At 69.1% G+C, this 14,248-nt stretch carries 12 protein-coding genes, 1 tRNA gene and 2 pseudogenes; 10 read left to right on the top strand and 5 right to left on the bottom strand.

Features of this window, described 5'->3' with window-relative positions:
* Positions 1 to 15: 15 nt before the first annotated feature.
* Both G4G29_RS13575 and G4G29_RS13570 read right to left on the bottom strand, forming a co-directional pair.
* A complete protein-coding gene (locus G4G29_RS13575) occupies positions 16 to 510 on the bottom strand; it encodes a MarR family transcriptional regulator (RefSeq protein WP_183150484.1) in 495 nt (164 codons plus the stop codon).
* Positions 511 to 517: 7 nt separating this feature from the next.
* Entirely contained in the window at positions 518 to 1,015 is a 498-nt protein-coding gene (locus G4G29_RS13570) for a GNAT family N-acetyltransferase (protein ID WP_183150483.1), read from the bottom strand.
* A gap of 112 nt (positions 1,016 to 1,127) precedes the next feature.
* On the opposite strand from G4G29_RS13570, the gene G4G29_RS13565 reads away from it, so the two are divergent.
* From G4G29_RS13565 to G4G29_RS13540, 7 genes and pseudogenes are all read left to right on the top strand, one after another.
* Positions 1,128 to 1,199: transfer RNA gene (locus tag G4G29_RS13565), tRNA-Gln, on the top strand.
* 1 nt (position 1,200) lies between these two features.
* Positions 1,201 to 2,630 (top strand): annotated as a pseudogene (gene glmU / locus G4G29_RS13560) (bifunctional UDP-N-acetylglucosamine diphosphorylase/glucosamine-1-phosphate N-acetyltransferase GlmU).
* Between the two features lie 63 nt (positions 2,631 to 2,693).
* Entirely contained in the window at positions 2,694 to 3,671 is a 978-nt protein-coding gene (locus tag G4G29_RS13555; protein WP_183152842.1) for a ribose-phosphate diphosphokinase, read from the top strand.
* 93 nt (positions 3,672 to 3,764) lie between these two features.
* Complete coding sequence (locus tag G4G29_RS13550) at positions 3,765 to 4,238, top strand: FMN-binding protein (protein ID WP_183150482.1); 474 nt, start codon at positions 3,765 to 3,767, stop codon at positions 4,236 to 4,238.
* 13 nt (positions 4,239 to 4,251) lie between these two features.
* Positions 4,252 to 4,692: an FAD:protein FMN transferase gene (locus tag G4G29_RS24100; protein ID WP_345941079.1), complete on the top strand. Its 441-nt coding sequence runs from the start codon at positions 4,252 to 4,254 to the stop codon at positions 4,690 to 4,692.
* Entirely contained in the window at positions 4,599 to 5,129 is a 531-nt protein-coding gene (locus G4G29_RS24095) for an FAD:protein FMN transferase (RefSeq protein WP_345941182.1), read from the top strand. The genes G4G29_RS24100 and G4G29_RS24095 overlap by 94 nt, the downstream gene beginning before the upstream one ends.
* Positions 5,130 to 5,144: 15 nt before the next feature.
* Positions 5,145 to 6,720: pseudogene (locus G4G29_RS13540) on the top strand (flavodoxin reductase).
* An 81-nt stretch (positions 6,721 to 6,801) separates the two neighbouring features.
* Here the strand turns inward: G4G29_RS13540 and G4G29_RS13535 are convergent.
* The 3 genes from G4G29_RS13535 to G4G29_RS20660 form a co-directional block, all read right to left on the bottom strand.
* Complete coding sequence (locus tag G4G29_RS13535) at positions 6,802 to 8,292, bottom strand: ATP-binding protein (protein ID WP_183150481.1); 1,491 nt, start codon at positions 8,290 to 8,292, stop codon at positions 6,802 to 6,804.
* Positions 8,293 to 8,318: 26 nt separating this feature from the next.
* Positions 8,319 to 9,047 carry a response regulator transcription factor gene (locus G4G29_RS13530; protein ID WP_183150480.1) on the bottom strand — a complete coding sequence of 243 codons (729 nt, stop codon included), beginning with the start codon at positions 9,045 to 9,047 and terminating at the stop codon, positions 8,319 to 8,321.
* Positions 9,048 to 9,547: 500 nt separating this feature from the next.
* A complete protein-coding gene (locus tag G4G29_RS20660; RefSeq protein WP_202045251.1) occupies positions 9,548 to 10,063 on the bottom strand; it encodes an acetylxylan esterase in 516 nt (171 codons plus the stop codon).
* Between the two features lie 119 nt (positions 10,064 to 10,182).
* Here G4G29_RS20660 and G4G29_RS13520 point away from each other — a divergent pair, with 119 nt between their 5' ends.
* The 3 genes from G4G29_RS13520 to G4G29_RS13510 all read left to right on the top strand — a co-directional run bounded on the left by G4G29_RS13520 (position 10,183) and on the right by G4G29_RS13510 (position 14,190).
* The gene (locus G4G29_RS13520) at positions 10,183 to 10,431 is read left to right on the top strand and encodes a hypothetical protein (RefSeq protein ID WP_183150479.1); all 249 of its coding nucleotides are present in this window, start codon (positions 10,183 to 10,185) and stop codon (positions 10,429 to 10,431) included.
* A complete protein-coding gene (locus G4G29_RS13515; protein WP_183150478.1) occupies positions 10,428 to 11,192 on the top strand; it encodes a hypothetical protein in 765 nt (254 codons plus the stop codon). Before G4G29_RS13520 ends, G4G29_RS13515 begins: the two co-directional genes overlap by 4 nt.
* Before the next feature lie 151 nt (positions 11,193 to 11,343).
* The gene (locus G4G29_RS13510) at positions 11,344 to 14,190 is read left to right on the top strand and encodes a hypothetical protein (RefSeq protein WP_183150477.1); all 2,847 of its coding nucleotides are present in this window, start codon (positions 11,344 to 11,346) and stop codon (positions 14,188 to 14,190) included.
* Positions 14,191 to 14,248: the final 58 nt, after the last annotated feature.

The raw sequence follows: 14,248 nt of genomic DNA, 5'->3' as shown, positions 1-14,248 counted from the left end.
GCTGACGGGCTGAGATCAGGAGTCGAAGCTCAGGCTCAGCTTGCGCAGCAGCCCGGCCAGGCGGTCTCTGTCGGAGCGCGAGAGGGCCTGCAGCAGATCGGCTTCGACATCGACGAGGCGCGTGATCGCCGCATCCACACGGATGCGCCCGTCGTCGGTGAGGATCACCAGCACGCTGCGACCGTCGCCGGGGTCGGCCTCGCGGCGCACGAAGCGTCGACCGACGAGCCGGTCGATCCGGTTCGTCATCGTGCCACTCGACACGAGCGTCTGCTGCAGCAGCTGCTTGGGGGAGAGCTGGAACGGAGCGCCCGCACGTCGCAGCGCCGACAGCACGTCCCACTCCCAATGCTCCAGGTCGCTGCGGCGGAACACATCGCGACGGGCGCGATCGAGGTGCCGGGAGAGCCGGTCCATCCGCGACAGCACCTCGAGGGGAGAGAAGTCGAGGTCAGGACGCTGCGTGTTCCACGCGCCGACGATCCGGTCGACCTCATCCACCTCGCTCATCCGCCCATTATCGCGTGCGCGGGTGCGGTGCGCGGGATGCCGCCGCCAGCTCGAGCGTCATGAACGTGCTGTACGGGTCGGGGAGGTAGCTGCCGAACGGGCCGCACTCCCGGAATCCGGCCGCCGTGTACATCGCGCGGGCCGGCACGAAGAACTCGGCACTGCCGGTCTCGAGGGAGACCCGCGCGATGCCACGAGCCTCCGCGTCGGCGAGGAGGAAGGCCAGCATCGACCGCCCGAGTCCTCGGCCGCGCAGCGCCGGGTCGGTGCGCATCGACTTGATCTCCTCGTGGCCTTCGGCGACGGTCGCGAGGGCTCCGGTGGCGACGGGGCGGCCGTCGACGAAGCCGGCGAACAGTCGCACGCCCGGCCTGAGCAGACGCTCGAACACCAGTGCGTGACGACTCTCGGCGGGCGCCGTGTGCTCCAGTTCGGCATGATGGGCGACCAGGAACTCTGTCAGGGCGGGGGACGCGCTCTCCACCTTCTCGATCACGATGCTCATGGAGGCCAGCATCCCAGATCCGTGTTTCCGGCCGGTGACGGATCGGGTGTCAGCAGAACACGGGCCGGGACATGGCAGACTTGACCCCGCGGTGCTCTCACGGGCGGCGCGGTCCGCCGTGGTGTAATGGCAGCACGACAGCCTTTGGAGCTGTGAGGTCTAGGTTCGAGTCCTGGCGGCGGAGCATGACTGGGAACAATCTCGCCATCGTCGTCCTCGCCGCAGGTCAGGGAACGCGCATGAAGTCGCGCTTGCCCAAGGTGCTGCACCCGATCGGCGGACGCCCGCTGGTCGGGCATGTGCTCACCACGGCCGCGCGCCTGCAGGCGGCGCACATCGAGGTGGTCGTGCGTCATGAGCGCGACCAGGTCGTCGCCGCGCTCTCGAAGGACTACCCGGATGCGGTGTTCATCGACCAGGACGACGTACCGGGCACCGGTCGTGCCGTGCAGGTCGCGATCGACGCCCTCCCCGACGACTTCGACGGCGATGTGCTCGTGCTCTCCGGAGACTGCCCGCTGGCCGACGTCGAGACCCTGTCCGGATTCCTGGCCGAGCATCGCGCATCCGGTGCGCCGGCCACGCTGATGACGGCCCTGGTGGACGACCCGACCGGCTATGGACGCGTCGTGCGTGACGCCGACGGCGGGGTCGACCGCATCGTGGAGCAGAAGGACGCGAGTGCCGAAGAGGCCGCCGTCCGCGAGATCAACGCCGGGATGTACGTGTTCCGCGCCGCGACCCTTCGCACGTATCTGCCTCGTGTCGGCGTCGACAACGCGCAGGGGAGATGTACCTCACCGACGTCCCCGGGCTGCTGCGCCGCGACGGCGACCGCGTCGCCGCCTCCGTCGTCTCCGACGTCTCGGTCACCTTCGGCGTCAACGACCGAGCGCAGCTGGCCGAGGTGGGGCGCCTGCTCAACCAGCGCATCGTGCGTCGGTGGCAGCTCGAGGGCGTCACGATCGTCGACCCGGCGACCACCTGGATCGACGACGATGCGAAGCTGTCGCCCGACGTCACGATCCTCCCGAACACGCAGATCCTGCGCGCCACGGTCATCGCCCCCGGCGCCGTCGTCGGCCCCGACACGACGCTCGTCGACTGCGAGGTCGGCGAAGACGCGATCGTCCGCCGCACGGATGCGACCCTCGCGGTGATCGGCGCGGAGGCCACGGTCGGTCCGTTCTCGTTCCTGCGGCCGGGCACCGTCCTCGGCGCGAAGGGCAAGATCGGCGCCTATGTCGAGACCAAGAACGCCGAGATCGGTGAAGGCAGCAAGGTGCCGCATCTCTCGTATGTGGGCGACGCGACGATCGGCCGGGGCGTGAACCTCGGCGCGAGCACCATCACCGCCAACTACGACGACGTGAACAAGCACCGCACCGAGATCGGCGACGAGGTGCACACCGGCTCGCACACGGTGCTCGTGGCGCCCGTTAGGCTTGGGGCAGGCGCGAAGACCGGCGCCGGCGCGGTCGTCCGCAAGGATGTCCCGGCCGGAGCCCTGGCCATGACCGTCGCACCCCAGCGCAATGTCGAGGGCTGGGTCGAGAAGAACAGAGCAGGAACGGGTGCGGCGGACGCCGCTGCTCGGGAGAATTCGGCGGAATAGGCGGAGCATGGCCCGGAAGAAGAAGACGGTCGATCTGGATCGCGACAACGGGGTCGCCCCGGCATCATCGCGAAGACCAAGAAGCGGCTCGTCGTCGCGGGCGGACGCTCGCACCCCGCGCTGACCGCGGCCGTCGCCGAGGCGCTCGGCACCGAGATCGCTCCGGTCGAGCACCGCACCTTCGCCTCCGGCGAGATCTACGCCCGCTTCGAGGTGTCGATCCGCGGCGTCGATCTCTTCCTCATCCAGACCTTCGGCGAGCCGGTCAACGAGTGGCTCATGGAGACGCTCATCATGATCGATGCCGCCAAGCGCGCATCGGCCAAGCGGATCACCGTGGTCGCGCCCTACTATCCGTATTCGCGTCAGGACAAGAAGGGCCGCGGGCGTGAGCCGATCAGCGCTCGTCTGGTCGCCGACCTGCTCAAGACCGCCGGCGCCGATCGCGTCATGAGCGTCGACCTGCACGCTGCGCAGATCCAGGGGTTCTTCGACGGCCCCGTCGACCACCTCTTCGCGAAGCCGGTCCTGCTGGACTACTTCGAGCGGACCCTCTCGCCGGCGGATCGCGAGATCCTCACCGTCGTCTCGCCCGACATGGGTCGCGTGCGCGTCGCCGACACCTGGTCGGACAGCCTCGGCGCGCCGCTCGCCATCATCCACAAGCGTCGTGACCCGAAGGTCGCCAACCAGGTCTCGGTGCACGAGATCGTGGGTGCTGTCGACGGCCGCACCTGTCTTCTCGTCGACGACATGATCGACACGGGCGGCACGATCGTCAAGGCGGCCCAGGCGCTCAAGGCGAACGGTGCCCACCGGGTGATCGTCGCGGCGACCCACGCGATCTTCAGCGACCCGGCGTCCGATCGACTTCAGGACTCGTCGATCGATGAGGTCGTCATCACCGACACGATTCCACTGACCGAATCGCGCCGGTGGGACAAGCTCACCATTCTCCCCATTGCCCCGTTGCTCGCTCGTGCGATCCACGAGGTGTTCGAAGACGGTTCGGTCACGAGCATGTTCGGTGGCGACGCGTAACTCATCGTCTCGGCACAGCCCGCGCATAGCCGCGGTGCATACGGTCGAATGCATCGGCGAACGCGTCGACAGACACCGCACCGGGAGGCCAGCATGATCCGCACGACTGTACCGACCTCTGTCCGCAAGGGTTCCGCTCTTCTCGGGATCGCCGGCATGCTCGTGCTCGCCGGCTGCTCCGGCGCGGCCGATACCGGAGACTCGTCGAATGGGACGGACGAGGCGGCGGGCACCGGTTCCGCCTCCGCCCCCAGCGGCGCGACCGGAGGAGACTACGCCGACGGCACCTACACGGCCGACGGTTCGTACCAGACCCCGGAGACGGTCGAGCAGATCTCCGTCACGCTGACCCTCGCCGACGGTGTGGTCACCGACGTCGAGGTCACGGGTGACCCGCAGGCCCCCGAGACCGAGCAGTACCAGGGCCAGTTCATCGACGGCATCGCCGCCGAGGTCGAGGGCGTGGCGCTCGACGATCTGAACGTCAGTCGTGTCGCAGGATCGTCTCTCACGAGCGGTGGGTTCAACGACGCGGTCGAGTCGATCAAGGAGCAGGCGGCCGCATAGGCGCCTGACGCCCATGGCGAGCTGGCGCTTCGAGGCGATCGGAACGCACTGGGACATCGAGTCGACCGTCGCGTTGACGGAGGCGGATCGCACGGCCGTGAGCGCCGAGGTGGAGCGGTTCGACCGGGAGTGGTCCCGGTTCCGTCCCGACTCCGAGGTCACACGTCTCGGCACGGAAGGAGGCGCCTTCGCGTCGACCGATGCCGGACCGATGCTCGACGCCTACCGTGCGCTCTCCGCAGCGACCGACGGCGCGGTCAATCCCCTCGTGGCCGTGAGCCTCGCAGCGATCGGCTACGACGCCGAGTACTCGCTCGTGCCGGGGAGCCCGTGCGCGCCCCCTCGGACTGGGAGCAGCGGGTGGCGTGGACGCGTTCCGAGGTCGCGGTCACGGCACCGGCGCTCCTCGACGTCGGGGCGCTCGGAAAGGGGCGCCTCGTCGACCTGGTCCTGAGCACTCTGTCGCACGTGCCGGGAGATCTCGTGGTCGACGCGGGCGGCGACATCAGGGTGCGCGGCGCGGGAGTGCGCATCGGGCTCGAGCATCCCTACGATCCGCAGAAGGCGATCGGGGTGGTCGGGGTGCGTGACGGCGCGCTGTGCGCATCGGCCGTGAACCGTCGTGCGTGGGGGAGCGGGCTGCACCATGTGCTCGATGCGCGCACAGGGGTCCCGGTGCAGACCTGGGCCGCGACCTGGGCGCTGGCGCCCGACGCGATGACCGCCGATGCCGTCGCGACGGCGCTCTTCTTCCCCGGAGGCCCCGAGATCGCTGCGGACTGGGGCGTGCACTGGGTGCGCATGAGCACCGACGGCCGGGTGCAGCGCTCGCCAGGCGGCCCCGCCGAGCTGTTCCTCTCCGGAAAGACGGGCCCCTCGGCCCCGAACTAGGAAAGACTGGACGACGTGATCACCTCTTTCGCCGCCGCGCGCCAGCGGGTCCTCGCGGTACTGGGCTCGCTGTCGATGTACCGACTCGTGCTGTTCGCGCTCATCGCTCTGGCCGTGATCGCCTTGGTGCTGTCGCTGCTCGGCGTCATCGTCTCGCCCACCCCGCTCGAACTCGTCGCCTCGTTCGGGGTGCTCGCGGTCGTCATCTCGGCTGTGGACGCCGGCGCACAGCGGATCCTGCGTCTTCCATGGCGTATCGAATCGTCGCTCGTCACCGCGCTCATCCTGCTGTTCGTCCTTCGTCCGGGGCTCGAACTCGGCGCCCTCCTCGGTCTCGCGCGCTCGCGGGGGCCGTGGCGAGCGTGTCGAAGTACCTGATCGCCTGGCGAGGCCGCCACATCTTCAACCCCGCGGCGTTCGGTGCCGCCGTCGTATCGATCCTCGGGGCCTTCGGCGCCTTCGAGTGGCTCGGCACCTCCTCGTCGTGGTGGGTCGGTACCCCTGTGCTCACGATCCCCGTGGCCGTCCTCGGGCTGGCGGTGCTGTGGCGCACCGAGAAGGTGCGCGTCGTGCTGGTGTTCCTCGTGGTCGCTGTCGCGACCTCCGTGGTGCGGCAGGCGGTCCAGGCCGCCCAGTTCGACATCGGGTTCGACATGCTGACGGCCCTGCAGTTCGCCGTGTTGCAGTCGCCGTTCCTGTTCCTCGGCGCCTTCATGCTCTCCGAGCCGCTCACTCTCCGCCGCGTCGCCGCCAGCAGCTCGTGGTGGCCGTCGTGGTGGGGGTGCTCGCCGGATGGCCGATCGCCGTCGCCGGCCTGTTCACCCTCGGCCAGGAACGGGCGCTCCTGATCGGCAACCTCGTCGCGTTCGCCTTCGCCCTGCGCGGGTCGGTGCGTCTCGTGCTCGAGCGCAGGGAGTTCGTGACCCCGACGGCACAGGAGCTGACCTTCCGGGCGAAGGGGCATGTGCGCTTCCTGCCCGGTCAGTACCTCGAGCTCGATGTTCCGCATCACCGGCCCGATGCGCGCGGCACCCGCCGGGAGTTCAGCATCGTGTCGGCTCCGGCCGATCTGCCGACCCTGCGCATCGCGTACAAGAACGGCGACCAGAAGCACCCGTCCAGCTACAAGCGCGCTCTCGCGGCCGCGGAGCCGGGCGCGACCTTCGCCGTCACCGGAACGTGGGGCGACTTCATCCTGCCGCGGGGCGATCACCCGGTGCTGATGGTCGCAGCGGGCATCGGCGTGACGCCTTTCGTGTCGCAGCTGCGGCAGCTGCAGGCGACGGGGCAGCAGCGCGACGTGGTGCTCGTGTACGTCGCGTCCGACGCCTCCGAACTGGCGTTCCGCGACGAGCTCGCCGCGACCGGTGTGCGCACGGTGGTGTTCACCCGTGACGAACCGGCGGACCTTCCCGCGCACTGGACCTGGGGGCAGGGCGCCCGCCTCGACGCGGAGACGCTCGAGCGTGCCGTGGCAGACATCACCACGCGTCATGCGTTCATCTCCGGGCCTCCGCGACTGATCGCCGACCTCGCGCCCGCACTGCAGAAGGCCCGCACCCTCACGACCGACGCCTTCGCCGGCTACTGACCCCGCCCCGCCCGGCCCCACCCCGGCCTCGGGCACGTCGGGAGTTCGGATGCCCGTCGGGAAGGCCGCGGCGTCGCGGCGTCAGGCGTCGGGATCCACGCGCTCCGCCGGGGTGACCGGCACGCGCACGGTGAAGGTCGTGTCGCCGGGCTCGCTCGTCACGGAGATGAACCCGTGGTGGCCCTCGACGATGGCCTTCGCGATCGCGAGTCCCAGTCCGGTGCCACCGGTCTGGCGGGCCCGAGAGGAGTCGCCTCGCGCGAAGCGGGCGAACAGCTCGTCGCGGATGCCGGGGTCGATGCCGGGGCCGTCGTCGTGAACGCGCAGCACCGCCTCACCGGCCTCCCGCGCGACGCTCAGAGTGATCGACGTGCCGGCCGGGGTGTGCGTCCGGGCATTCGCGAGCAGATTCGTCACGACCTGGTGCATCCGGCCCGCGTCGCCCACGATCGTGACGGGTTCGTCGGGCACCTCGATGTTCCAGTGATGGTCGGGGGCGGTCGGACGGGCGTCCGAGACGCTCTCGAGGGCCAACTGCGTGAGGTCGACCGTGCCGTAGACGAGCTCCTGCCCCTCGTCGAGCCGGGCGAGCAGCAGAAGATCCTCGACGAGGCGGGTCATCCGCAGCGACTGCGCCTGGATGCGCTCCAGCGACGACGTGGTGCCTTCGATGACCTCGGTCTGCTCCTCGGTGCTCTGCTGCCGGAGTGCGCGCAGCGACAGCTCGGAGTAACCGCGGATCGACGCGAGCGGTGTCCTGAGCTCGTGGCTCGCGTCGGCGACGAAGCGGCGCATCCGCTCCTCGTTCTTCTGCCGCGAGGCCAGCGAAGTGTTCACGTGATCGAGCAGCTTGTTCAATGCCGCACCCACGAGGCCGGTCTCGGTGCGGGGGTCGGCTTCAGAAGCCGGTACCCGCTCGGTGATACTGACCTCTCCGCGGTCGAGCTGCTGATTCGCGACTCTGGTGGCCGTCACCGCCACTGCTCTGAGCGGACGCAGGCTCACCCTGATGGTGATCGCCGTGGTCAGAGCCAGCAGGATCAGGCCGCCGATCGTGGCGAGGGCGATCACGGTGAGCAGCTGCGCGAGCTGGTTCTGGATCTCGTCGCGGGGGAGCCCCGTCACGACGGTCACTCCGTTGGCCGCCGGAACCGCCATCATCCGGTAGGAGCCGAGGTCGGACAGGGAGACCGTGGCGACGGATGCGTCGTTGAGCGCGACCGCGATCTCGGCGATCTGCGTGCCGTCGAGGCTCTTGAGCGAACCGTTCAGCTCGTCCTCCGACGTGTTCGTCACGACGGCCCCGCTGAAGCCGGTGACCGGACTCGAGACGACGAAGACCAGACCCACCGGAGGTGAATACGGGCCGGTGAGGATGTTCTGAGCGGTGGCCGACGACGGCGCGAAGCCCTCGGTCAGGCGGGCGAGCTGGTGCGCGTAGGTGTTCAGCTTCTGGTCGAGCTGATCCTCCATCGTCTTCCCGAGCGTCGCACTGGTGATGATGGCGACGATGATGAGGATCAGCGAGACGAACCCGATCACGGCGGTCATCAGCCGTGTCTGCAGGCTCATCGGCCGTCTCATCATCGTCGCTGAACTCACTGCGGGGCCTTGATCATGTAGCCGACGCCGCGCACGGTGTGCAGCAGCGGGGCGCGCCCTGCGTCGATCTTCTTGCGGAGGTACGAGATGTACAGCTCGACGACCGAGGACTTGCCGCCGAAGTCGTAGCTCCACACGCGGTCGAGGATCTGCGCCTTCGACAGCACCCGGCGCTCGTTGCGCATGAGATAGCGCAACAGCTCGAACTCGGTGGCGGTGAGCTCGATCTCGGTGCCGTCTCGCATCACCTCGTGACTGTCTTCGTTGAGGGTCAGGTCGGCGACGCGGAGGATCGACTGCCCGTCGTCCGCGGTGGCGTGGCCGGTGCGGCGGATGATCGCTCGCAGGCGGGCGATGACCTCCTCCAGGCTGAAGGGCTTGGTGACGTAGTCGTCGCCGCCCGCCGTGAGCCCGGCGACGCGGTCTCCCACGGCGTCCTTCGCGGTGAGGAACAGCACCGGGACCAGGTTGCCCGATTCGCGGAGACGCTTGAGCACCGACATCCCGTCGAGGTCGGGCATCATGATGTCGAGCACGAGCGCGTCGGGTTCGAAATCGCGAGCGACCTGCAGCGCCTCCATCCCCGAGGAGGCGGTGCGCACCTCCCACCCCTCCATGCGCAGGGCCATCGCGAGAAGGTCGGTGAGCATCTGCTCGTCGTCGACGGCGAGGATGCGCAGGGGGGAGCCGTCGGGACGGCGCAGGTCGGGCAGGTCGCTGGTCATGCGCCTATTCTGCGGAATCTCCTATGTGATTTCTATGGAGATCGCTATGCGTTGTCTGAGAGCCGTTCATCGGGGAGCGCGAGGAAGTCGGTGCCGGCCTGAAGCGCGAGGCGATCGGACAATTCGCCGATCGGTCCTGCGAGGTGTCCGCAGGCGCGCACGCCGAGTCGGCGGGGCCGGGCAGTGCGTGGTAGACGGCGAACTGCCCCGGGGGTCGACGGCGGGGTCGAGCAGGGCGGCGCTCACGTGCACCGGGATGCGCAGGCGACGCGCCGCGGTCGCTGCGTCGAAGTAGTCGAGGACGGGGCGCGCCTCGGGGTGATCGCGCAGGTGCTCGCGAACGGCCTCCCCGCTCCCGGTGCAGCGCCGCGACAGCCGCACATCGTGATTCCCGAAGCTCGGCACGTCCAACGCGGCTCTGCGGAAGCGATCATCCCAGGGCAGCGCCATCGCTCCGATCCCGCCACCGAAGCTCCCGCCGCTGAAGTCCAGCGCTCCGGTCACCGCGGGCGCCATGTCGAGGAGGACGGTGGCGGCACGCCAGACATCGGCGGCGCTGAAACGATGCGAGTAGGTGTCGCGGTGCGCGATGCCCGCCAGCACGTGTTCGTCCGGCAGTGCGGGGAAGCGGCTGTCGGCGACCGCGTGCGTGCCGGTGCGACGGGGAAGATCGCCGCGGTGTCCGCGGGCACGCGGTCGGGGTCGGGGGCGGTGCGTCCGCCGTATCCGTGCCCGACCACGAGCCCTCGACGCGTCTCGGCGATCCGGTGTGGAACCATGGCGTACGCGGCGGCCTGCTCCTCGGCGGAGGAATGGAATCGGATCTCGGCGACACGGTGCGTCGGCGTCGGCGGGAGGTCCTGCGTGAACTCCCATGCGACCGGACCGACGCCGAATTCGAGGAACGTCTCGCGCCAGAAGTCGTCGAAGTCGTCGGGCTCCGCTGGCGGCTCGAGCGGCGCCATGAGCGTGCTCAGCGAGTACTCCGTCATCTCCTCGGGAGAATCCTCCGTCACCGCATGCGTCCTCTCGTGGTGCTCAGCGCGTTCGACGTTACCCGTGCGGGCAGCACGAGGTGCACCGCCTGAGGCATCATCCATTGACATGATCGCATACCAATTGCATTATGTGGATCATGGATTCAATTGCTGGCGATGAAGCCCAAGATAATCCCGCACTGTGGAGCCGGCGCTCCGTGCTGCGGATGCTGGTGATCGCCGGGGTGCTCCCGCCGGTGCTCGGGTCGCAGACAGGTAACGCGTCAGCGGCCGTCGCGCAGCTCACCACGACGGAGGCGTCTACGCCGACGCGCTCCGCCGACTGGACAAGCCGAACCTCGTCTTCACGCAGGTCGCGCAGCTCGTGGGCCAGAGCCATCGGATGACGTTCTTCCACGCCACCTGGGACGGCGGGACGACCATCGTGCGCGACCTCGAGGTCGCGCACGCCGGTGGATGGCTTCCCGTCACCGACCCCTCGCATCGCTTCGACGAGCAGTGGCTCGTTCTGGAGGGCACGCTGCCCACCGGCAGCGCGCCGGAACTCTATGGACCGCTGTCCCCGAGTTGGCTCGGCTTCACGTCGTACCAGGTGCTCGGCCCGCAGGTGATCGAACTGACGACGAGTACGGACGACTTCGACCTCGTGGTGCGCTGGCGGCTCGACGGACCCAACCCCGAGGCCCACCACGTGGTGACGGCCAAGATCGCCGGCGACTACATCGTCGGTTATCAGAGCCAGGACACCAGGTCGCTCGACGACCTGGATGAAGTGCTGTGCGGGTCGTATCAGCACGCCCTCTCCGTGCTCGACGGCTCGGCGCCGCTGGGGGCGTGGGAGCTCTTCGCGCCGATGGCGCTCACGCAGTACGCGGTGGGCAGCGTCGCCATCACATCCGGCGTCTACCTCCCCGCAGAGGTGGCGGAGTTCGTGCACGAGCGGCAGTTGATGTCGGACAGGCAGCCGTACGGCATGAGCCTGCGCAACGACAGCCTCGACATCGTGCCCAGCATCTACTCGCCGCAGCCGGGCCTGCGCACCGCCATGGCCGTCGGCGAGCAGCGCGGCTTCGCGTTCGGGCTCGCCGCGCGCGCAGACACCTGTACGGCACGTACACGCACCTGTGTCGGCACGAGTACGGGCTGACCGCGTATCGGCAGAACGTGTACGACCGATCGTTGACGGATGCCGTGCACGCGATGGCGGCGCTGATCGCCGTCGAGCCGGACGGCGACGACGCCGTCGACTACATCCCTCGCACTCCGGATGGTGGAGCCGCGCCAAGGGGTTCGTCGACGTGGAGAACGAGGATGCCGTCCGTACCGCGGCGAGCGGCGTCGTCCTCGCCGCGCACTACCTGACCGGGACCGCCGACAGCACGTTGTACGAACGTCGAGCGCGGCCCCTCGTCGAGTACCAGGTCTCCCGGAAGGGCATCGGGCACTCGCCGGTGATCGGGAGCCCGGTCTACAACGACACGACGCAGTACCGCATCGGGCGGATACCCACCGACGCGGTGAACCTCGCCGCGCTCTCCCAGCTCACGCACGGCCGCAACGCCGGCATCCAGCGACTCGCCGTCCAGGCGACCAAGGCGGGCGTCGTCGGTCAGAGCAGGGCGCCGTTCTCGAACGCCCTGGCGACCTACCGCATCACCGGCGACCCCGCCTATCTGACCGAGGCCACGCTGATCGCGCGTCGATACTCGCAGGAGCAGATCCTGACCCCGTACCGGAGCAACGGCCAGCCTCCCGGCGGATTCGCCTACAGCTTCTCCCGCTACTGGGTGGACCTGCTGGAGATGTTCGAGGTGACAGGGGAGGACGAATTCCTCGACGGCGCCTACCGGGAGGTCCAGCGCTTCATCACGCAGACGGCGGTGCGCCCCGTTCCCGGCGGCACGGTCACGGTCCCCGTCGGGCACGTCATCACACAGCAGTACGACTGGGAGACACGCTCCTCGCTGCCGTCGTACCCGAACACGAGCGTCCCCACGGAGACGGTCCCCGCCTGGTACGTCTCGCCCTCCGGGTTGACGTTCGAGGCGCTGTCGTCGTTCAAGCTCGGTGTCAGCACACTCACGAACCCCGGCGGCGGCTATGTGTTCAACCCGTGCTGGGCGGGAGCGCTGCTGCGGCTCGCGCATCACACGGGAGACGGGTTGCTGGCCGACATCGCCCACAACATGGTGATCGGCCGGTTCACCACCTACCCCGGCTACTACGGTCGCCAGTTCCAGGTCGCGCACATGAAGCCCGATTTCGCGACCAGCGGCCCCGTCGGCATCACCGGGTACTACTTCCATCACGCACCGGCCCAGCTCGGGCTCGCGATGGACTACCTGATCAGCGAGAGCTTCTACCGCAGCGGCGGCGCCATCGAATTCCCCCATGTGTTCGAGGCCGACTTCGCGTACTTCAAGTTCTTCGCCTACGGCCACGCCCCCGGCACGTTCTTCGGCGAGGACGGTGTGTGGCCCTACTTCCCCGAAGGGCTCCTCTCCCTGGACAATCCGCTGGTCAACTGGATCGGCGGTGTCGGCAACGACGCCCTCTACGTCAGCCTCACCAATTCGGCTGGAGCCGCGCAGCAGGTGACCGTCGATCTCTCCAGCGAGCTGACCGGCCTGCCACGCAGCTCCTCGACCGCGGTGGAGATCGTGGCCGCGAACGGCTCGCGATCCACCACGGCAGCCGTCAGCGGGCGGATCACGGTCTCCGTGCCGGCCAGAGGACTCCTCGCCCTCGTGGTGCGGAACGTGGCGGTGCAGAGGCCGGGGCTCCCGCACGACGACGTCGTCGACCACGGGCGCGACAGCTTCCACGAGATCGACACCGACACCGCCACCGAGTACGGCGTCGCGCGGGGGATGCTGCTCGTGCGGCCGGGCGGCGACGGGTACGACGCCTACGTGCAGATCGACACCGAGCAGCAGGCCACCCTGTCGTACCGCATTGGCGGAGGCGCATTGAAGCAGGCGCCGCAGAAGGTGTACCCGTACGAGTGGACGATCCCCGTCGACGACCTCACGAAGCAGTTCCGGTACACGATCACCACCGGGGGGACGACGACCTCGGAGGTCACTCTGCGACTGCCGTCGCGGATCAGCGGGGAGAACCCCGGCGTGACCGGAGACGTCGTCGCCCAGGCGACCGGAACCGCGAGCGATCGCGTCCCGCTGATCATCGAGGTGCGCAACGCGACGGATGATCCGATCACCGGCGACATCGCGATGACCCTGCCGACCGGGTGGCAGCTCGATGGCGCCGTGCCGGCGATCGCGGTGCCGGCACACGACACGGCCAGGGTCGAGGCAGCGGTCATCATCGCCGCGGCAGCGCCCGTCGGCGAGGTCGAGGTCGCCGCGAAGCTGTCGATGCCGGGAGAGGACCCCGTGACCCTGCGTCCGGCGACGATCGAGGTGATCGACCGCCGTCGGCTGGTGTCGCTCACGTCCGATGTCGAGATCGTCAGCGGACCCGGCGCCGTCGCGAAGCTGACCGCGCTCGTCATCAACACCGGCGTCGCTCCGTTGCAAGCCACGCTCGCACTGTACGGCCTCACCGGATGGAGTGTCGGGCAGCAGAGCGCGACCATCACCGTGCCGCCGAGGTCGGACCTGACGCACACCTGGACCGTCACGGCCGGCTCGGGGGTCGCGCCAGGCTCGTCGACGCGGTTCGAGGCACGGCTCGATCAGACGCTGCGCCGCGGCGTGCTGGTGCGGGTGGCAGACGAGGGCGTGATCGCGCACACGCAGTCTCCGTGGCCCGGCTACCTGGAATCCGGCAACTGGTACCCCAGCGGACTGTCCGGATGGAACGGCACCCGGACGCGCTACAGCGACTCCGACTCGGTCGGCAGCACCGTGACGTGGAACGTGGACCTGTCGCAGGCCGGGCTGTACCGGGTCTCGGTCTGGTATCCGACGAACTCGACCACGACCACCTCGGCGGCGTACGTCGTCGAGCATAAGAACGGCAGCTCCGAGGTGATCGTCGATCAGACGCAGGGCGCCGCGGCGTGGCGCTCGCTGGGCTCGTTCCGGTACGACGCCGACGCCGTCGGCACCGTGCGGCTCGAAGTCCGCAACACCAGCATCCACCGTGTCAGCGCTGCGCAGTTCGTGCGCATCGGGGACTGAACGACGAAAGGGTGGGCCGGCCGGATCGCTCCGGCCGGCCCACCCTTTCGCGGCGCTC

The sequence above is a fragment of the Microbacterium sp. Se63.02b genome (assembly GCF_014171575.1).
In the GTDB taxonomy this organism is placed as follows: domain Bacteria; phylum Actinomycetota; class Actinomycetes; order Actinomycetales; family Microbacteriaceae; genus Microbacterium.
The sequence above is the reverse complement of the archived record's forward strand: the minus strand, read 5'-3'. Positions and strand labels throughout refer to the sequence as shown.

Coding starts and splice junctions, on each gene's coding strand:
- G4G29_RS13575 (WP_183150484.1), bottom strand. CDS start 510: ATGAGCGAGGTGGATGAGGTCGACCGGATCGTCGGCGCGTGGAACACG.
- G4G29_RS13570 (WP_183150483.1), bottom strand. CDS start 1,015: ATGAGCATCGTGATCGAGAAGGTGGAGAGCGCGTCCCCCGCCCTGACA.
- G4G29_RS13550 (WP_183150482.1), top strand. CDS start 3,765: ATGATCCGCACGACTGTACCGACCTCTGTCCGCAAGGGTTCCGCTCTT.
- G4G29_RS24100 (WP_345941079.1), top strand. CDS start 4,252: ATGGCGAGCTGGCGCTTCGAGGCGATCGGAACGCACTGGGACATCGAG.
- G4G29_RS13535 (WP_183150481.1), bottom strand. CDS start 8,292: ATGAGCCTGCAGACACGGCTGATGACCGCCGTGATCGGGTTCGTCTCG.
- G4G29_RS13530 (WP_183150480.1), bottom strand. CDS start 9,047: ATGACCAGCGACCTGCCCGACCTGCGCCGTCCCGACGGCTCCCCCCTG.
- G4G29_RS13520 (WP_183150479.1), top strand. CDS start 10,183: ATGGATTCAATTGCTGGCGATGAAGCCCAAGATAATCCCGCACTGTGG.
- G4G29_RS13515 (WP_183150478.1), top strand. CDS start 10,428: ATGACGTTCTTCCACGCCACCTGGGACGGCGGGACGACCATCGTGCGC.